A 19,701-nucleotide genomic window follows, 5' to 3' on the forward strand; every position below is an offset into this window, starting at 1 on the left:
TTCTAATAATAAACCCGTTCGTAGTATTCTATATCGTTGGTTTGGCGGGCGCCGCTTGTACCGGGGGTACCGCGGGCTTGGATGCCGGGCGGACGGCCTCCTCGTCTTCCCTGCGGATTGTCAGCGCCAGACACCACGCGAGGAGCAGGAAGCCGGCGGCTCCCAGCAGCGCCGCTTGGTAGGCGAATCCGTCTGGGGCGGACGGTACCGCCGGATCCGCTGCGCCCGCATAGGCCATGATGCTGCCGAGCAGCGCCACGCCCAGTGCCGAGCCGAGACGGTTCAGCACCTGGTATAAGGTAGAGGCCTGGCCCATGCTGGGCCCGGGCATGCGGGCGAACGCGAGCAGCTGGACGGCTCCGACGGCGTGCCCCAGCGTGAAGCCCCCCGCGAACATCAGCACCCGGATCAGCCAAGGGCTCGTGTCCGACCGGACCAGGCACATCAGCGCGAAGAGGATCACGGCTCCGAATAGGGAGATCACCATCAGCCTGCGCGGCCCGAGACGCCGGTTGGACCACGGCATGAGCTGGGAAGCGGCCATCAGGCCGAGCGCTTCGGGGAAGGTGGTCAATCCCGAAGCCAGCGCTGAGGCTCCGTATACATCCTGATACATCAGCGGAAACACATACAGCATGCCGAGCAGTCCGGCCGACAGGCAGAACGCGATAAGTCCTGCCGTGCGGAAGAGCCGGTCTCCGATCAATCGGAGCTGCAGCAGCGGCTGGCTTGCGCGCAGCTGGGTAAAGACCAGGGCCGCCAGCATGACGAGCCCTCCGAAACCGCTGGTCAGAATGGCGGGCGATGTCCAGCCGAGGAATGTTCCCTGGGTCAACGCATAGATCACCATGGCGAAGCCCGGTCCGCTGAGCAGCAAGCCCGGCAGGTGGAGCCGCCCGGCGGATGGCTGCCCTTCTGCCCGGAGGAGCAAGCCTCCGAGAAGCACGGCAGCGAGGCCGACAGGCACGTTTAGGTAGAAGCACCACCGCCAGGAGAGCTCATCGACCAGGAATCCGCCGATCACCGGACCGACCGCCGGAGCGGCGGCAATGGGAAGGATCAGAGACCGTGACACCTTGGCCCGCACCTGCGGAGGGAACGCACGGAACAGCATGGCCATCCCAACGGGAGCAACGAGTCCGCCTCCGGCTCCTTGGATAATCCGGAACAAGGTAAGCTGCTCCAGGCTGACGGCCAGCCCGCAGCACACCGAGGCCGCCGTGAAGAGGGTTATGGCGCTGAGGAGAACCCGCTTCACACCGAATCGGTCACCGAGCCAGCCGGCCACCGGCAGGGTCAGGGCCACCGCGATGAGGTAGCCGATGTTAATGCTGCCGGTCCGCGCCGGCGGCACCTGAAGCTCGCTCCCGATGGTGAGCAGCGCCACATTGACGATCGTCGCATCCATGGCGACCAGGAACATGGCCGCCACATATACGAGACGGAGGGTCAGCGTGCCCGAGGCTTTCATCCCTGCGCTCCGGCGGCCGCTGCCGAAGCGGCACCTTCCGTCTGCCTGGTCTGAGGACGCATATCCGTCCAGTGGGTTTCAATATAGGTTAGGCATTCCTCCCGGGCGGCCTGCCCGAACACCTGTGTCCAGCCTGCAGGCACTAGGGCGAATGCCGGCCAGAGGGAATACTGGCCGAGTTCATTGATCAGCACGACATAGGCGTCGTCCGTACTTTCAAACGGGTTGCTCATGGCTTGATCTCCTTTGTCTGTTGATGATGCTGCATGGCTTCCAGCTTCTCCGAAAGAATGCGTCCGATCTCGGCCAGAGGGGCCGGCTGGCACAAATCCTTGTGCCGGCACTCGAGGTCATACCGCTCGATCTCCCCTTCGATATAAGGCATCCAGGTATCCGGCGAGATTGGCGTGAACCAGTCGGGAATGACGGTCGAATGGAAGAAAAGCAGATCTCCCTTGTATACGCCGGGCTTGAATTCCGCCAGGATGCGCACGGAATTGACATACGTATCCTTCAGGCTCCGGATCACATGCGGCTCGAGACTTGCCAGGGCGCTGCCGTCGCTGCGCAGAATCTCGATGGCTCCCTCCATATCCAGCGGCCTGCCGTCCAGGCTGTCCGGATCGTATCCGCCAAGCGCCAGCAAGGCGATGAGCGCTTCTTTCTCGTCCGGCCCTTCGCGCAGGGGCAGGAAGTGGCTTGGGAACGCATCGAGCATGACGAGCAGAGCCACCTCTTCCCCCGCTTCCTGGAACAGCTGTGCAAGCGCGTGGGCCACGTTGCCGCCCAGCGACCAGCCGAGCAGATAGTAAGGTCCCTTGGGCTGAACGCTGCGGATGTGGGCCATGTAGTCGGCAGCCATCTCCCGGAGACTGCCCGGGAGATCCTCCGTGCGGGCGATGCCGCGTGCCTGCAGTCCGAAGATCGGGTAGCCCGGGCCCAGCGACTTCATCAGCCCCGCATAGCACCAGCTGAGACCGCCTGCCGGATGGATGCAGAACAGAGGCGGGCGCGTACCGCCCGGACGCAGGGGCAGGAGCACTTCCAGCGCTTTCCCGCTGCCTCCTCCCTCCAGCCGCTCCGCGAGTTCCGCCACCGTCGGCGCTTCGAACAAGGTTCCGATGCCGAGGGAGACCCCGAGGGATTCGCGGATCCGGCTCATCAATTGAACGGCCAGCAGGGAATGCCCCCCGAGATCAAAGAAGCCTTCATCGATGCCTACGCGTGTCACATGCAGCGTCTCGGCATACAAGCTGCACAGCAACTCTTCCTGAGGGGTGCGCGGTCCTCGGCCTCCAGCCGTACGGGAGACTTCAGGAGCAGGCAGCGCTTTGCGGTCGAGCTTGCCGTTCACGGTGAGCGGCAGGGCTTCGAGCTCCACAAAAGCGGACGGCACCATGTAGCCCGGCAGCGCGCCTGCGGCGGTCTGCCGCAGGACACCGAAGTGGAGGCTTCCCGCCGCCTCCGCCGTGGGGATCACATAGGCGACGAGGCGTTTGTCCCCAGGCACATCCTCGCGTGCAATGACGACCGACTGCTGCACGCCCGGCGCCTGAGTAAGGACCGCCTCAATCTCGCCGAGCTCGATGCGGAAGCCGCGGATTTTGACCTGCTGGTCGGCCCGCCCGATGTAATCCAGCGTGCCGTCCTTGCGCCACCGCGCCAGATCCCCCGTACGGTACATGCGGGAGCCGGGCTCCCCGTACGGATCCGCGATGAACCGCTCGGCCGTTAAGCCGGGACGCTGCCAATACCCGCGTGCCAGTCCGGCGCCGGAGACGAACATCTCACCGGTCACACCCGGGGGCACGTGCTGCATGTGCGAATCCAGCACATACACGCCGAGGTCGGGAATCGCTCCGCCGATCAGGCTGTTCGCCTTGCTTTCGGTCATTTCCACGGAGAGCGGGTTGTAGCTTACATGAACCGTCGTTTCGGTGATGCCGTACATATTGACCAGGCGCGGGGCATCCTCCGGATGGCGCCCGTACCAGTCGCCAAGCAGGCGCAGGTCCAGGGCTTCTCCCCCGAATACGACGTACCGCAGGGCGAGCTTCGCCCCGACTTCCGGATGCTCGCGGTCAGCCTGCATGAGCTGATAGAAAGCGGACGGCGTCTGATTCAGCACGGTTACGCGCTCTTCGGCAAGCAGGCGGAGGAATTCCTCCGGCGAGCGGCTGACCGCATGCGGCACCACAACGAGGCGGCCGCCGTACAAGAGGGCCCCCCACATCTCCCAGACAGAGAAATCGAAGGCGTAAGAGTGAAACAGCGTCCATGTGTCTTCCGGACCGAAGCGGAACCACGCATCCGTCGACGTGAACAGTCTGACGACATTCCGGTGCTCTATTACGACGCCCTTGGGCCTCCCGGTTGAGCCGGAAGTATAAATGATATAGGCCGTACTCTCCGCAGTAGGCCCGGTATGCCGCTCGGCTCCGGCAGGATTCGTGTCCGGCTGCTGTGACAGCAGCTGCGTGGTGCTCGGATTGTCGAGAAGAACCGGCAGCGAAACACCGAGCTCTTCCAACAGGGTTTTGCTCTGACTGCTGCCGATCACCGAGAGCGGCCGCGTATCCTCCAGCATGAACGCCAGCCGGTCCGCCGGATAGTCGGGATCCAGAGGCAGGTAGCCCGCACCGGACTTCAGCACGCCGAGGATGCCGACAAGCATCATGACGGAGCGCTGCAGCATCAGGCCGACGATGTGTCCCGGGCCTGCACCCTGGGCCATCAGCAGCCTGGCCACCCGGTTGGCATGGCGGTTCAGCTCGCTGTACGTGAGAGACTCTTCCCCGCATACCACTGCAGCGGCATCCGGATAGAGGCGCACCTGCTCTTCGAACAAGTCCACCAAGGTTGCGCTGCCCTGTTCCGGCTGCGGCCGGACCCGCCTGAACTCGAGTTCATCCGGCGTCAGGATGTCCAGTATGCCGATGGATCGGCCGGGCTGCTCCTCTGCGCGCTCCAGGAACAGAAGCAGCCGTTCGGCGAACTTCTCTACGCTCTCCCGTTCATACAGATCGCTGGAATACTCCAGCCATCCGTCGATCCCGTCCGGTGCGCCATCGGCTGTGAGGCGCTCGCGGAATTCGATGGTCAGATCGAATTTGGCCCGGCCGACCGTATGCAGCGCCAGCTCGGAGCGGATGCCCGGAAGCTGCAGACGGGGCTCCGGCGTATTCTGAAAAGCCAACATGATCTGGAACAGCGGGTGCCTGGCGCGCGACCGGGGCGGATTCAGCACCTCAACAAGCCGTTCGAACGGCACGTCCTGATGCTCGTACGCCAAGAGGTTCGCGGTGCGCACACGCTCCAGCAGTTCGCGGAAGCTCGGATCGCCCGAGGTGTCCGTCCGGAGCACCAGCGTATTGATGAACAAGCCGATAAGCCCGCCCAGCGCATCCTCGCTGCGTCCGGCAATCGGACTGCCGAGGGGAATATCGCTTCCGGCCCCAAGGCGGGTCAGCAGTGCGGCAAGAGCGGATTGGATGACCATGAAGAGGCTCGTCCGCGACTCCCGGGCCAGCGACGCAAGCCGGCCGTGCAGCACCGGCGGGATGCTCATCCGGACCGTATCGCCGAAGTGCGTCGCTTCGGCCGGCCGTGCAAAGTCCGTCGGCAGCTCCAGCTGGTCCGGCAGCTGCCGGAGCGCCTGCCGCCAATAAGCCGTTTGGCCGGCGATCAGGCTGTCCGCCTCCGCTTCGCTGCGCAGCAGCGCCTCCTGCCAGATGGCATAATCGGCGTACTGTACGGGCAGCGGCGGCCAGTCAGGCGCCTCTCCTCTGGCCCTCGCGGTATAGGCTGCGGACAGATCCTGCGTCAGCGGGTGAAGCGACCAGCCATCCCCTGCGATATGGTGCAGCAGCAGGAGCAGCACATGCTCCTCCGTCTCCTGGCTGCCGCCCTCTTCCCTCTCTGCCTGATGCTCCGGAACAATACGGAACAGATTCACGCGGAATGCCGGCTCCGCCGCCAGATCAAATCCGTAGCGCACCGCCAGCTGGAGCTCTTCGTCAAGCTCCTTCGCTGATACTTCCGCTGTGATCAGGCGGGGACGCGAATCGGCCGGCTCCAAGATGAGCTGCCGGGCCGTTCCCTGATGCTCCGGGAAGATCGTGCGCAGGCTCTCATGCCGCTTCACGAGATCGAAGAGCGCCTCCTGCAGCACCGCATGGTCCAGGGGACCATGAAGACGCGCGACGAGCGGGATGTTATACGTCGGGCTGGGCCCTTCCAGGCAGTTCAGGAACCAGAGCCGCTTCTGGGAGAAGGACAGCGGGATCTCCCGGGGTCTCCCGGCCGCCCGGATCGGCGGCCGTGCCGCTGCCGCCTGATCCAGCTTGCGGGCCAGGGCGGCGACGGTAGGCGAATCGAACAAGGCGGAGATGCCCACCTCCACGCCGAGCCCGTCGCGGATGCGGCTCATGAGCCGCCCGGCCAGTAAGGAGTGGCCGCCCAGCTCGAAGAAGTCGTCGTCGATTCCTACCGACGGAACCCCCAGCAGCTCGGCGAACAGCGAGGCCAGGATCTCCTCCTGCGGAGTGCGGGCCGTCCGCTTCGTTTCGGCCGAACTGTAGCTTGGCGCCGGCAGCGCCTTGCGGTCCAGTTTGCCGTTGAGCGTGAGCGGCAGCTCGCTCAGGAGCATGACAGCGCCCGGCACCATGTAGTCCGGCAGCTTCCGGCCGGCGTACTCCCGCACGGCCGTCGGGTCGATGCCTGAGGCCTCTGGCGATACAGCGTAAGCGACAAGCCGCTTGTCGCCGGGCCGGTCCTCGCGGACGACGACCGCCGCCTTCTGAATTCCCGGATAGCTTCCGATGACCGACTCGATTTCGGCGGTTTCGATCCGGAACCCGCGGATCTTAACTTGATGATCGGCCCGGCCGATGTAGTCCAGCGTGCCGTCCGGCAGCCAGCGGGCCAGGTCGCCCGTACGGTACATCCGTGAGCCCGGGGGCCCGTACGGATTGGCGGTGAACCGTTCGGCCGTCAGGGCCGCCCGGTCCTTGTACCCGATCGCCAGACCCTCCCCGGCAATGTACAGATCTCCGATGGCCCCTGCGGGCAGCGGCTGAAGTCCGCTGTCGAGGACGTAGACCTGCGTATTGCGGATCGGCCTGCCGATCGTCGGTTTGACCGTTCCGGCAGGGATGTCATGAACCGTAGACCAGATGGTCGTCTCCGTCGGGCCATACAGATTCGTCACCGTGCAGCCCCGGGACTGCAGCGCATGCAGAAGCTCCGGCGACAGGGCTTCGCCGCCGACCAGCACCCTCAGTCCCTGAAGCGGAGCCTCAGGCCGCTCGACAAGCGACTGCCAGAGCGAAGGCGTCGCCTGCATCAGGGTAGGAGCCGTATCTGTCAGCAGACGGGACAGGGCGAGCGGGTCCTGTACGGTGATTTTATTTGCCACCGTGAGCCGGGCCCCGTTCAGCAGCGGCAAAAAGATCTCAAGGATGGAAATATCGAAAGCGACGGTCGTCACGGCCAGCAGATGGTCTTCGGTGCCGAGGGAGAGCCCTTCCTGCATCGCAAGCAGGAAGTTCGTCAGGCTGCCGAAGGGGATAACCACGCCTTTGGGCCGGCCGGTCGACCCGGAGGTGTACAGGATGTAAGCCGGATCGGTAAGGGCCGGCTGTCCGAGCAGCTCGCTGCTCTCCACATTCGCGGAAGACAGGGATTCGAGGTGCCCCAGCGTCTGTGCATCATCGAGCAGCACCTGACTTGTCCCCTGGAGCTCCGGGAGCCGGGCAGCCGTCTTCCGGTTCGTCAGGAGCACGAGCGCCTTGGCATCCTCCAGCATGTAACCGGTGCGGTCCGCCGGATATTCGGGATCCAGCGGCAGGTAGCCCGCCCCCGTCTTATGTACAGCCAGCATGCAGACAATCATCTCGGTGCAGCGGGGCAGCGACAAGGCGATGATCTTCTGGGGCCCCGCTCCAAGTTCGATCAGGAACCGGGCCAGCCGGTTTGCCCGTTCGTTGAGCTCTCTATAGCTGACAGTGTCCCGTCCATGGGTAACGGCGGGCTGCTCGGGGGTTCCCGCCGCATGCGCTTCGAAGAGAACGCTGGTTCTGGAAGCGGCTGGGGGCCTGCTCGTCTCGTTCCACTCCTGGAGCACCTTCCGGCGTTCTTCTCCGGAGATCAGTTCCATCCGGCCGATCGGCTCCGCGGGTGAAGCGTCTCCCCATGCGCACAAGAATCGGGTGAAGCGGCGCAGATGGGCCAGCAGCTCCTCATCCGAATACAGCCCCGGATGTCCGTCCAGATCGATCTGCAGGCTGCCCTCATCCGTATGCGGATAAATGTGGAAGGTCAGATCATCCACGGGACCTGCCGACAGATTGGTCTTGCGGCCGGGGTAGCCGTCAAAGCGGAGGCTGTTGTCAAACGGCATGATGTTCACAAGCGGACCGAACAGCCTCCGGTTATCGCTGACCCGCTTCAGGTCCCGGCGCAGTTCTTCGTGCCGGTATCCCTGATGCTTGCGGATGGAACGTACCTCGCGGGCCGCCTGCTCTGCCAGCTCGAAAGCAAGCATCCCCGGGCGTACGGTTAACCGCAAAGGCAGGATGTTCATGACCATGCCCGGCGTCCCGAGCGCCGCCGAGCCGATGCGTCCCATCATCGGGAATCCGAGAATCACATCGGGTGAGCCTGTGAGTCTGTGCATGTAAGCTGCCGTGGCGGCGAGCACCAGCTCCGGCCACGTAACATTCTGTAGCTGTGCGGCGGAGCGCAGCCGTGCGGTCTGGTCCGGTGTCAGCTGTGCCGACTGCCTGAGGAAGCTTCTTGCAGGACGCTGCGAGCGGTCTGCGAGGCTGACCGCATCCGGATCGTCCGTAAAGCGGTTCAGCCAGAACCGGCGGTCCTGATCCGCTTTCTCCGACCTGCGGTACGCTTCGTCCTCCTCAAGCACCTGCCGCCACGATCCGAAGGAGCTGTGCGAGGCCGGCTGCTTGTTCATTGCGGCCGAATATACTTCCGCCACCCGTTTGGCCAGCAGACCAAAGCCGTATCCGTCGATCGCGATATGGTGAATCCGCTGATACCAGAGGAAGCGTTCGGTACCGATCCGAAGCAGCGCTTCGGCGAAGAGCGGTCCTTCCGTTAAGGAGCACGGGATCGAGAGATCACTCTTCATCCACTCCTGTGCGGCACCGTATGGATCGGATTCCTCCAGCAGGTCCACGTACTGATAGGGCCACCGGGGCTCCGGGCATATGATCTGCCAGGGTCCGTCACCGTCATCCCCGAACGTCACATGGAGCGCTTCCGCCTCGAGGATCACCTGCTTCAGCGCCTGCTCGAACGCAGCAGGATCGATGGGACCGCCTATTTCAATGAACTCCCCGGTGTTATACATCGGGTTCTCCGCATCGAGCTGTTGGGCAAACCAAATGCCCGCTTGAGCGCCGGTCAAAGGCTGCCGGGTCTCTACTTGGACAAGCATACTTGCTGCCTCCTCTCTTCTCCGCTAGTAGTCCAGATTGGGAACCGTAACCTTCACTTTGGACGCGAGCAGCTCATACCAGCCGGCAATCGTCGGATTCTCCGCCAGCTCCACGAACGACACATCCACACCGGCCCGTCTCCAGCTCTCCACCAGACTCATCACCCGGATGGAATCCAGCCCATGCTGCTCGATGAGATCCTCCTCATCCCCTAGGGTATCCGGCGCTTCGAACAGCAGGCCCGCGATCTTCTCCCGCAGGGCCTGCCGGCTGTACGGCAGCGGGGCGTCCTCCACCCTTTCCAGTACCTGCGGCTCCTGCGGCAGTCCGGCAGAAGAACCGGCTCCCAGCTGCGTCAGCATATCCTGTGTGGTCAGCGTCATCGCGCAGCGCTGGGCTGCGTAGTTCAGGGCCATCCGGTGATTCTCGAGGGAGAAATCAGCAACCGCGTCGGCGACGAAGAACGCTTGGATATCCTGCATGAACGCCTCGCAAGCGGTCATCAGGCAGCCGATATGGGCGTAGACGCCGGTGACCATAAGCTGATCTCGTCCGCTGTTCTTCAGAATCTCGGCAAGCTCGGTCTTCCGGAAGCCGCTGTATCGCCATTTCGTTAGCTGGATATCGCCTTCGAGCGGGGTAAGCTCGGGAACAATGTGCACTTGATCGGGATGATCGTTAAGCCCCGATCCCCAGAAGTCAAAGAGCAGTCCGCGCTGCTCCCGGGTCTGTGCGGCAGGCTGCGCCGTATACACGACGGGAATGCCCAGCGCCCTGCACTGCTTGTGCAGGAGCCCGATATGGGCCAGCAGCTCGGTCACCGGCGATGCTTGAACGTTAAATGCATTGATAAAATACTGCTGCATGTCATGAATCAGCAGGACGGCCCGCTGCGACTCGATGGTCCACGATACCCGGTTGTCCGGCAGCGTGGAAGCTGCAGGCATCTCATAGGGTGCGATTTTTGGAAGTGCCATAATGTACCTTCTTTCGTTTTCATCATAATTTGAATGGATTCGTTACTGACTTAACTGCGGCACCTGCGCTGCCAGCGACTCGCGGAGCGCCTTTTTGCTTACTTTGCCGACAGACGTCAGCGGGAATTGGTCCACAAAGACAATTCGGTCGGGGATTTTGTACGGCGCGAGCCCCCGCTCCCGCAGGTGGCTCTTGATCTCCGCAGCGGACGGTGTGCCCGGCTGGCGCGTAATAATGAATGCGCACGAGCGCTCGCCCAGGAAGCGGTCGGGAACCGATACCATCGCAGCGTTGTAGATCCCCGGATGCGACAGCAGATGGTTCTCCACTTCTTCGGCAGCGATCTTGTCTCCGCCCCGGTTAATCTGGTCCTTGGCCCGGTCCACGACGGCGATATAGCCTGCGGCATTGACCCTTACGAGGTCTCCCGTCCGGTAGAAGCCGTCCTCCGTGAAGGCTCTGGCGTTATGTTCGGACGCTTTGTAGTATCCGCGGATGGTGTAAGGCCCCCGGGTGACCAGCTCGCCGATCTCGCCGGGCTCCACTTCCTGGCCATCCTCGTCCAGCACGCGAATTTCGTCCCAGGGAGACATCGGCCTGCCCTGCGTATGGAGGACGAGCTCATCCGGATCGTCCAGGCGCGTGTAGTTCACGAGGCCTTCGGCCATCCCGTACACCTGCTGCAGCCTGCAGCCCAGGACGGGCCCCACCCGGGCGGCCGCTTCCGCGCTGAACTTGGCTCCGCCGACCTGAAGCACCTCCAGGCTCGACAGGTCGCATTCGCGGGAGGCGGCGGCTTCCATCCAGATCAGGGCGAGCGGCGGCACCACCGCGGTGATCGTAACCCTCTCCTGCGCGATGAGAGGGAACGTGTCGTCCGGTCCCGGTCTTGGGGAGAGCACTACAGTCCCCCCGGCATACAGCGTGCCGAGGACGCCCGGGGAGCTCAGCGGGAAGTTATGGGCGACCGGAAGCGCCGCCAGATAGACGCTCTGCTCGCTGAGTCTGCAGATCTCGGCGCTCCGCCGGAAGCTGTAGGCATAATCATCATGCGTGCGCGGGATGAGCTTCGGCAGGCCGGTACTGCCGCCGGAGAGCTGCAGGAAGGCCACATCGCCGGCCTTCACCTCCGGCCAGCCGCCGGGGGCCCTGCCGCCCCCCATGACGGCCGCTTCGTCCAGCGAGACGAACGGACCGGCTTCGCCGGCGACAAGGACATGCCGCAGTGTCGGAACGACGCTGCGAATGTCTGCGGCCAGCCCCCGGTAATCGAAGCTCCCCTCGATATCCGGAATGATGTACGCTGCCGCTTCACTGTGTTCGCAAAAGTAGCGGATCTCGCTCTGGCGGTGCAGGGGAAGTGCAAAGACGGGGATCGCCCCGATCCGGAACAAGGCGAAAATGACAGTGAAAAAAGCGCCTATGTTGGGAAGCTGCACCACAACCCGGTCCTCCCGCTTCAGCCCCAGGAGCAGAAGCCCCGCAGCAAGGGCGTCCACCTTGTCGTCCAGTTCCTTATAGCTCCAGCGTTCACTCCCGCTGACCACGGCGGTCCGCTCTCCGAAGCGTTCGGCGCACTCGGTGAGCATCGCGCCCAGGGTCTGACCGCGCCACAGCCCTGCTTCTCTATACCTGGCGGCCACGGCTCCAGGCCATGCCACATATCCCTTTAACATTAGCTTCCCTCCTTGTTCTTATATACTCATGCCTGCGGGTTCATTCCTTATGGGTAACCCCCATGGCCTGCAGCATGGTCTGGAATTTGGCTGTCGTCTCCTTCAGTTCGGATTCGGCGCTGGATTCCGCCACGACGCCGGCACCGGCATACAGAGTTAAGGTCCGGTTCTCCGCTACGGCGCAGCGGATCGTAATGACCCACTCTCCATCTCCGCTCCCATCGCACCAGCCGACCAGGCCGGTGTAGAATCCGCGGTCGAACGGTTCGATATCGCGGATCGCTTCACGCGCAGGCTCGGTTGGCGCTCCGCAGACGGCGGGTGTCGGATGCAGGGCAACCGCGAGCTCCAGCGAGGAGACGTTCGGGTCGATGAGCCTGCCCTTGATCTCGGTCGAGAGATGCCACATCGTTGACGTTTGCACCAGGGCCGGCGCAGGCACGTGAAGCGGGTCGCAGTAGGGCCGCAGCGCAGCGGCAACCGCGTCGATGACCAGCGCATGTTCGCGCAGATCTTTGGGCGAGGCAAGCAGCGACTGGGCCCGCCGTGCATCCTCCGCCGGGTCCTCGCTGCGCGGAATCGAACCGGCCAGCGGATTGACGGTGATCTCACGCCCTTTCCGCGCTACGAGCAGCTCGGGGCTTGCCCCTACCAGCGTGCGGCCCTCAACGGATGGCTGCGCCTGTGCGCTGCCATCGATCCGCTTGGGCAGATCAACGGCGAAGGTGTAGCCGTGGGCATTATGCTGTGCCAGGTTGCGCAGCAGCTGGCGGATATTCACCCGTTCCGCGGAGGTAAGACGCAGCGACCGGGCGAGGACGATCTTGTCCAGCTCGCCGGATCTCAGGCGCTTCAGCGCCTGCTCTACCCCGCCTACATAAGCGGCTGGAGCGGGTACCGGCATGGCGGCAAAATCGGTTCCGACCGGAGCATGGGCGCCCTCGGCCTGTGGATGACTGAGCGGGCCAAGCTTGTGCACGGCCAGGGGCACGACAAGCTGCGCCGGCTGCGCCGGATCGAACGGCACCGCTCCGACAAGCACCGGGATGTCCTGTCCCGGCTGCCGGATATGGGCCAGCAGCTGAGCCGCCCGCTGAGGCAGCGAGGCCAGCTCATTCGGTCCGGGAGTGCCCGGAAGGACCGCCAATGTCCCTTGAGCGAGCAGGGTTGCGCTCGGGGAAGCGAAGAAGAAAGAAGTTCCCGGCCGGTACTCCTCCAGGAGATCATCGGCGATTTGGGGAGGTTGAAGCTGAATATTCGTATTCATAGGCTGGATTTGGCCTCCTTTGCTGGGTTAAACCCCAAGTGTAGCTCCTCCGTCAATTCGAAGATCATGCATGGTTACGTGGCCTGCCTGCTCGGAGGCCAGGAATAGCACGCCTGCGGCAATATCCTCAGGCGTCGCGAGCTTGTTCAGCGGGATGCCCGTACGGTAGCTCGGCAGCGAACCGTTCAGGGTCGCCTGCTTGTCCTGCTCATCGGTCCACATGGACCTGAGCATCGGCGTATCGGTCGAGCCCGGCGAGACGATATTGCAGCGGATGCCGTAGCCGGCCAGCTCCAGGCCGAGGCACTTGGTCAGCATCGTCACCGCCGCCTTGGAGGCCGCATAGGCGCCCATCCCCATCCGCGGGACGGCTGCCGCATTGGAGCTGACCGCGATGATCACTCCCCTGCTTCGGGGTTTCATATACGCGGCGACAGCCTGCGACATGTGAAACACTCCGCCGATATTGACGGCGAGGGTGTCCGACCAGTCTTCGCTGCTGAAGGTGTCGAGCGGACCGGTACGCAGAATGCCTGCGGCGTGAACCAGCACGCTGATCGGCCCCAGCTCGCGTTCCGCCCGGGCGGCGGCTACCTGCGCGCCCTGTGCCCTACGGACGTCGGCTGATATGGGCAGTACGGTCCGGCCTTCGCCGCACCATCCGCCCGCCATCCGTTCCAACGCCGCGGTCTGCATGTCGACAGCCGCCACCTTGGCTCCGCGTTCTGCGAACGCCCGGACGACAGCCGCTCCGATTCCCTGTGCGGCTCCGGTGACGAGTACGACCTTATCTTTAAATTCATCTTGGTTCATGAGGACGGCCCTCCCAGTGCGAAGCGCAGACCCCGGCTGACCATTCCCGGAAGCACGGTCACGTGCCCTTCCCCTTCGAATTCGTGAAACCCGGTGTTCAGGCCCTTGAAGGATAATAGGGCTAAGCGATCGTACAGCTCTCTGGCATTGTCACACATCCGGCTGGGATGGTCCCTCTCCAGCTCGCCAACGGTGATCAGCAGATTCAGCCGAGAGCTGATCAGAGGCAGACGGGCAGACAGCTGCTTCATCTGCTCCGCAATCATCGCCTTGTTCCAATGGATCGAAGGACTTCCGGCAATATAGGTCTGAAACGTATGCGGCTGGGTCAGCAGGGTTTGCAGGACGAACAGCCCGCCCAGCGAATGGCCTATGACCGACTGTCGGCTGCGGTCAATCGGATAGTCCTGCTCGATGCGGGGCTTCAAACGGTGCTCCATGAAGCTTCTGAATTGGTCCGCCCCTCCGGTGGGCGGCACTTCCTGTCCGGGTCTCCTCACGGGGAGGGCGCTGAGCACCTCCAGGGAAGTGGGCATCGTAAAATCATAGAACCGGCTCGGGTCAAACGGCTCGTTGTGCGGATACCCGATCCCCACGATGACGGCCGGATGAACACCGGTCTTCTCGGGGCGCCGTGACTGTACACGCATGGCTTCCACGACAGTGCCGAACAAAGCGTTCGCATCGAGTACATACATCACCGGGTAGCCCTGCGGCGGCGGCTCCTGCAGCGGTGCGGCCGCCATGATTCGGTAAGGCTGCTGCCGCCCTTCCGCCTGCAGCAGAAACTGCTCTGTGCCGGGCAGCACGTACGCTCCGCCGCCCTTCTCCTCGTCCGGAGACGGCGAGGGCGCTTCCTGAAAACGGGTCAACTGGTCTGCACCTCTTTTCAATCACTCTTTATGAGAATGATTATCATTATTGATTATAAGGCCATCTTCGCCGTTGGAACATGAACGATCTCCGGATATCCCAATGTACTATGTACAGAATGGATGAACGCGGGTTATCCGTTCTGAACATGCAAGAAGCCGCCCCTTGCTACCGAAGGGCGGCTTCTCTACGAATGCTTGCTGCGGTACATCAGCCAGACAAAATAAGGCACACCGATCAGGGCTACCACAATGCCTGCGGGCAGCTCGACCGGAGCGAATACCGTCTTCGCGATCAAATCGGCCGCCATGACCAGCAGCGCACCGATGACAGCGCTCAGAGGCAGCAGACGCCGATGCGCAAGTCCGGTAAGCCGTCGTGCGATGTGCGGAGATATCAGACCGATGAAGCCGATGCCGCCGGAGACGCTGACGCAGGCGCTGACGATCCCGATGCTGCAGAGAAGCAGCAGGACCCTCTCCTTCTCGACCTCGAGGCCGAGTCCGCGGGAGCTGTCTTCATGCAGCGGGAACAAATCAAGCTTGCGCGAGCGCAGCAGGAGGACCGGCATCAGCACTGCCAGCCAGGGAAGCATCGCCAGAATATACTTCCAGTTCGCGTTATAAATCGAACCGGATACCCACACGGCGGACATCTCGAAGTCCTGGGCGTTCATCTTGAGGGTAACGAAGACCGAGACCGCGGAGAGCCCCGATGACACAGCGATCCCCGTAAGCAGCAGGCGCTGCGGGTCCAGCCGGCCCTGCCGCAGAGCGAAGACATAGATCAGGAGAGCCGCGCCCAGGCCGCCCACCCAGCCGGCCAGCGGCATCGCCATCACGGCGCCCCAGGAGGTGCCTTGGATGCTTCCCTGAAAGAAGAACAGGAACACCGCCATCGCCGCACCCGCGCCGGCATTGATCCCAAGAATGCCCGGATCGGCCAGGTTGTTGCGCGTCAGGCTCTGGATCACGGCTCCGGCCGTCCCGAGGCCCATGCCGACCAAGGCCCCGATCACAATCCGGGGCAGCCGGAACTCGAGTATCACCAGATCGTAATCCTGCCGCGGATTCATCCGCAGCAGGGTGCGGACCGTGTCGCTCACGGAGATGTCGAACACACCGTTCGTCAGCGAGATGTAGGCGATCAGCAGCACCAGCACCAGGCCTATCGTCACAAGTGCGGCAATGGGCAGTCTTAACGCTTTACCGATAGCTCTTCCCTCCTCTCGTCCGAATCAGATAAAGAAAGTAGGGAACCCCGATGATGGCGGTGACGACGCCGATCGGCATCTCGTACGGATAGTTCAGGAACCGGCTCAGCACGTCGCATAGAGCGAGGAATACGCCGCCGATGACCGCCGAGCACGGAATGATATGGCGGTAATCCAGACCGGTAAGAAAGCGTGTCAGATGGGGAACAATCAGCCCCACAAAGCCGATCCGCCCCGCTATCGCAACGGATATGCCGGTAAGCAGAATGACGCTGAGTGTGGTCAGCAGCTTGATCCGTGCGGTATTCTGCCCCAGCGATACCGCCATCTCATCCCCCAGCGCTGAGATCGTGATGTGCTTCGATACCCCCAGCGCGATCAGCAGGCCGGCGGCCGCGAACGGCACCGCGAGCACGATCAGCTTGGGGTCCATCAGATGAAGGCGCGCATTGTACCAGAAGCTGATGTTCTGTGACACCTGAAAATACATCGCAATGGCCGACGCGGCGCTGCTCAGGAAGGTGCCTGTCAGCGTTCCGAGGATCGCCAGCCGCACCTGCGACATTCCGCCGGGCAGCAGGGAGGCCATGCCGAAGACCAGTACGATGCTCAGGAAGGAGCCGGCAAACGAGGCGAGAATCATGCCCATCGACGAAGCATAAGGCATGGCGACCATGCAGACCGTAACGGCGAAGGCGGACCCGTCGGTGATCCCCATAATGGAAGGGGAAGCAAGATCATTGCGTGTCATTCCCTGCATGAGTGCGCCCGACACCGCCAGGAACGCGCCGACGAGCAGCGCGCCGATCACCCGGGGCAGCCGGGAGTGCATAATGATCTGGTGGTCTACATTGCCCGGGTCAAAATGCAGCAGCGCTTCGACGATTCGACCGGCCTCCATGCTCTTGGCCCCGTACATGACGGACAGCAGGATAGTGATGAGCAGGACCGGAAGGGCTGCGGCCAAAATCAGGGTATGCGCGGGAACTCTGCGTTTCATGACAGCCTGGATCACTTGGCCTGCACGATTCTGCTTTGGCTCAGCGCTTCCAGAAACTTGATTTTGCTGTAGGCTGTCCCCCCCTGCGTCAGGGGATCAACAAGGTTCGTGTACAAATGGTTGGTTTTTACAGCTTGAATGCTCTGGAAGATCGGATTGCTTTTCAATTCCTCAAACACCTTCGGCGTTTCCTTATTCTCGTCCTCGGAGAACTGCACGAAGAGGTAATCCGGATTGATCTCCGACAGCTTCTCGAGGGAAATGTTCTGCTGCGCCTTCGCCTGCTTGACGACGTCCGGAACGGCGGCGCCGAGCTCGGCATAAATCGACGGGTTGAAGAAGACATCCTGCGGATAAACGAACATGCTGCCTGCCCGCACGCGGATGGCGAGCACCTTCTTATCCTTCAGTACCGGGCCGATCTTGTCCTTGAGGGCCGCCGTATCCGCCTTGTATTGGGCCAGAACCTCCGTGACCTTGTCCTGCTTGCCGGTCAGCTCCCCCAGCAGGCCCAGGTTATTCTCCCAGTCGCTGGCAATGTGGGATACTGGAATGGTGGTGGCGATCTTGCTCATTTTCTCGATCGTCTCGGCCGGGAACTTCGTACTCATGAGGATCACGTCCGGCTTCAGCTTGAGAATGGCCTCCAGGTTCGGCTGGGATTTCTCGCCGATGCCCTCCGCTTTATCCGTAATGGGGGCGAACAACGGCGGGAACACTCCCCCGACCGTAATGGCACCGATCGGCTTCACATCCAGCAGCAGGGCATCCTCCATCGATTCCAGCGCCCCGGTAATGACCAGCTTTTGCGTTTGGGCCGGAACGGTATAGCTTTTGCCGCCGTATTGGATGACCTTAGTGCTGGTGGAAGCCGGCTCCCCTGCCGCTTGTGGCGTGCTGCCCGTTTGCTGTGACGGCGTATTGACCGCTGCGGTCGGCTCCGCTTTGCCGCACGCCATGAGTGTCATCAGTGTCAGCGTCGCGGCGCCGATAGTCCATATTTTTTTCATAAAAAAAGTCCCCCTCTTTCTGGCTGTTAATGATAATCATTCTCAGTAGAGTATAGTGGATGACCGCCTTCTGGTACATGAACGATGTACCGAGAGTTTCATGTACAATTCCCGCATAAGTGATGATCGAGATCATTCATCATCCGTTCGCTGGCATAGGCGGAGTATTCCCGCCAAGGGTCGGACGAAATCAAATGCACCTTGTTCGTTCTCACCGCTTTCAGGTTCCTCCACAGCGCGGTGGTCTGAATCTGCGCCCAGTGCTGCAGGGTTTCCGTCTCCTGGCATATATTCAGAAAGAGATGATCCGCATCCATGGCAGCGATCTGCTGCAGGCTCAGCTTCTGCCCGGTGGCATACCCCTCAGCCTCCGCGGGAGCTTTCATCTGAAGATCTCCGTAGATCACCTCTTTCATTCCCCGGGTCGGGTAAATATGGTAAGCGTCTTTAAACTGGCTGACGATCAGCACGCTCTCCTCCCGGATGAGATCCTGCAGCTTCTCCCGAACAACGGCCGTTTTCCGTTCGTATCCGTCCAGCCAGGCCTCGGCCTGGTCGGAGGCGCCCACGATTCGCGCGGTTCTTCGCAGCTGCTCGCGCCATGTCTCATCGTATAAAGGAATCGTATGTACCGGCGCTATATGTTCGAGCCGCTCTTTCTCCAGCGGATGCAGCTGATCCGTAGTAATGATGAAGTTGACATCACTGCCCGACAGCGTCTCCAGATTGGCCTCCCAATTCTCATTCGTGCGGAAGCCGCTCAGGTGCAGCGGGATCTCCGAACGGTACTTGTCATAATAGTACGAAGTCCACTTGGGGTGCAGCGGTGCAGCGTAAGGCATGATGTTGAGTGTAAGCAGCTGCCCCAGAACGGGCGCGGAGTAAGCGGCAATCTTGTGCTTCCGGTTCTTCAGATAAGCGGTTGGCGACACGCCGACCTCCCGTTTGAACATCCGGCTGAAGTAAAACTCGTCGTGATAGCCGACCTTGAACGCAACATCCTTCAGGCGGACGTCCGACTGCATCATGATGCGTTTCGCGTTGTGGATTCGAACCTCGGTCAAATAATCGATGGCTGTTTTGCCGAACCTTTTTTTGAACAGGCTGCCGTAGTATTTGGGGGAGATCCCGGCCATTTGGGCCAGCTGCTCCAGGCTCAGACTGTCACTGTAGTTTGCATCGATGTACTCTTTGGTCCGCTCCATGGAGGCCCGCGAATCCAGGCTTTCCTGGCTCTGCGATCGGTGGGTCAGAATCCAATACAGCAGCTCATAAAGCAGAGACTGCCCGTGCAGCCATTCGATGCCCTTTCCACTTTGGCTGCATTCGCAGAGGTGTTCGCATAACTGAATCATTCGCAGGTCATAACGGACAGGTGTTTCTCCCGTCAGAGGAAATGCGCCATCCGCCTGTCCCCCCTGCCCCAGATCGAACTCGATGAGAAAGACATGAGGCTTCCGGCCGGTCTCAGGATGAATGGCTAACGTATGGCCCGGGGCGGCGATGTACACGGCATCCGGAGTTAAACGGCATTCCTTCTGGAGATCGAGGCTCAAATAGCATTCGCTTTGTTTGACCGCAACGACACAATAAGAAGTAAGCAAACGGGGCTCGAAGTCCCCATCCTGAATGAGCTGGGCGGAACGAAAATGGATCAGGATAGGATTCATCGTAGAAATGTGTTCAAAGTCCTGGGCATACAACATGAATAGCCTCCCTGCAATCGAAAATGAGAATCATTATCGACGATAAGTTATCATACGGCTGTGAACTAGTCAACACTCAAATCCTTGATGAACGCACAAAAATGAACCTATTAAGGGGATCAACAGGCATTCACGCTGTGCATACGACCCATGACACGAAAAGAAAGGCAGACGGCAGAAAAAGGCCGTCATGCCTTAGGGCCAGCGGCCCGGTGAGCATGACAGCCTTCTTAAGAA

At 61.8% G+C, this 19,701-nt stretch carries 12 protein-coding genes; all 12 read right to left on the minus strand.

Annotation, left to right across the window (positions count from 1 at the left end; all coding sequences use genetic code 11):
* Nucleotides 1-28: 28 nt before the first annotated feature.
* The 12 genes from ACP26L_RS19050 to ACP26L_RS19105 all read right to left on the minus strand — a co-directional run bounded on the left by ACP26L_RS19050 (nucleotide 29) and on the right by ACP26L_RS19105 (nucleotide 19,464).
* Nucleotides 29-1,471 carry a DHA2 family efflux MFS transporter permease subunit gene (locus ACP26L_RS19050; protein ID WP_426445434.1) on the minus strand — a complete coding sequence of 481 codons (1,443 nt, stop codon included), beginning with the start codon at nucleotides 1,469-1,471 and terminating at the stop codon, nucleotides 29-31.
* A complete protein-coding gene (locus ACP26L_RS19055) occupies nucleotides 1,468-1,704 on the minus strand; it encodes an MbtH family protein (protein ID WP_426445436.1) in 237 nt (78 codons plus the stop codon). The genes ACP26L_RS19050 and ACP26L_RS19055 overlap by 4 nt, the downstream gene beginning before the upstream one ends.
* Nucleotides 1,701-8,927, minus strand: coding sequence for an amino acid adenylation domain-containing protein (locus ACP26L_RS19060; RefSeq protein ID WP_426445438.1), 7,227 nt, complete (start codon nucleotides 8,925-8,927; stop codon nucleotides 1,701-1,703). The genes ACP26L_RS19055 and ACP26L_RS19060 overlap by 4 nt, the downstream gene beginning before the upstream one ends.
* Nucleotides 8,928-8,951: 24 nt before the next feature.
* Entirely contained in the window at nucleotides 8,952-9,905 is a 954-nt protein-coding gene (locus ACP26L_RS19065; RefSeq protein WP_426445440.1) for an isochorismatase family protein, read from the minus strand.
* 42 nt (nucleotides 9,906-9,947) lie between these two features.
* Entirely contained in the window at nucleotides 9,948-11,582 is a 1,635-nt protein-coding gene (locus ACP26L_RS19070; RefSeq protein ID WP_426445443.1) for a (2,3-dihydroxybenzoyl)adenylate synthase, read from the minus strand.
* Between the two features lie 40 nt (nucleotides 11,583-11,622).
* A complete protein-coding gene (dhbC, locus tag ACP26L_RS19075) occupies nucleotides 11,623-12,849 on the minus strand; it encodes an isochorismate synthase DhbC (protein ID WP_426445444.1) in 1,227 nt (408 codons plus the stop codon).
* Between the two features lie 27 nt (nucleotides 12,850-12,876).
* On the minus strand, nucleotides 12,877-13,662 hold the full coding sequence (locus tag ACP26L_RS19080) for a 2,3-dihydro-2,3-dihydroxybenzoate dehydrogenase (RefSeq protein ID WP_426445446.1): 786 nt from the start codon (nucleotides 13,660-13,662) through the stop codon (nucleotides 12,877-12,879).
* Complete coding sequence (locus ACP26L_RS19085) at nucleotides 13,659-14,534, minus strand: alpha/beta hydrolase (protein WP_426445448.1); 876 nt, start codon at nucleotides 14,532-14,534, stop codon at nucleotides 13,659-13,661. The genes ACP26L_RS19080 and ACP26L_RS19085 overlap by 4 nt, the downstream gene beginning before the upstream one ends.
* Nucleotides 14,535-14,722: 188 nt before the next feature.
* Complete coding sequence (locus ACP26L_RS19090; protein ID WP_426445450.1) at nucleotides 14,723-15,712, minus strand: FecCD family ABC transporter permease; 990 nt, start codon at nucleotides 15,710-15,712, stop codon at nucleotides 14,723-14,725.
* Nucleotides 15,713-15,740: 28 nt separating this feature from the next.
* The gene (locus tag ACP26L_RS19095) at nucleotides 15,741-16,748 is read right to left on the minus strand and encodes a FecCD family ABC transporter permease (protein ID WP_426445451.1); all 1,008 of its coding nucleotides are present in this window, start codon (nucleotides 16,746-16,748) and stop codon (nucleotides 15,741-15,743) included.
* A gap of 11 nt (nucleotides 16,749-16,759) precedes the next feature.
* Nucleotides 16,760-17,758, minus strand: a complete 999-nt coding sequence (locus tag ACP26L_RS19100; RefSeq protein ID WP_426445453.1) for an ABC transporter substrate-binding protein — start codon at nucleotides 17,756-17,758, stop codon at nucleotides 16,760-16,762.
* 98 nt (nucleotides 17,759-17,856) lie between these two features.
* Entirely contained in the window at nucleotides 17,857-19,464 is a 1,608-nt protein-coding gene (locus ACP26L_RS19105; protein WP_426445455.1) for an AraC family transcriptional regulator, read from the minus strand.
* Between the last annotated feature and the right edge of the window lie 237 nt (nucleotides 19,465-19,701).

This window comes from Paenibacillus sp. S-38 (assembly GCF_049942825.1).
In the GTDB taxonomy this organism is placed as follows: Bacteria; Bacillota; Bacilli; order Paenibacillales; family NBRC-103111; genus Paenibacillus_G.

Coding starts and splice junctions, on each gene's coding strand:
- dhbC (WP_426445444.1), bottom strand. CDS start 12,849: ATGAATACGAATATTCAGCTTCAACCTCCCCAAATCGCCGATGATCTC.
- ACP26L_RS19060 (WP_426445438.1), bottom strand. CDS start 8,927: ATGCTTGTCCAAGTAGAGACCCGGCAGCCTTTGACCGGCGCTCAAGCG.
- ACP26L_RS19105 (WP_426445455.1), bottom strand. CDS start 19,464: ATGTTGTATGCCCAGGACTTTGAACACATTTCTACGATGAATCCTATC.
- ACP26L_RS19055 (WP_426445436.1), bottom strand. CDS start 1,704: ATGAGCAACCCGTTTGAAAGTACGGACGACGCCTATGTCGTGCTGATC.
- ACP26L_RS19065 (WP_426445440.1), bottom strand. CDS start 9,905: ATGGCACTTCCAAAAATCGCACCCTATGAGATGCCTGCAGCTTCCACG.
- ACP26L_RS19100 (WP_426445453.1), bottom strand. CDS start 17,758: ATGAAAAAAATATGGACTATCGGCGCCGCGACGCTGACACTGATGACA.
- ACP26L_RS19050 (WP_426445434.1), bottom strand. CDS start 1,471: ATGAAAGCCTCGGGCACGCTGACCCTCCGTCTCGTATATGTGGCGGCC.
- ACP26L_RS19070 (WP_426445443.1), bottom strand. CDS start 11,582: ATGTTAAAGGGATATGTGGCATGGCCTGGAGCCGTGGCCGCCAGGTAT.
- ACP26L_RS19080 (WP_426445446.1), bottom strand. CDS start 13,662: ATGAACCAAGATGAATTTAAAGATAAGGTCGTACTCGTCACCGGAGCC.
- ACP26L_RS19095 (WP_426445451.1), bottom strand. CDS start 16,748: ATGAAACGCAGAGTTCCCGCGCATACCCTGATTTTGGCCGCAGCCCTT.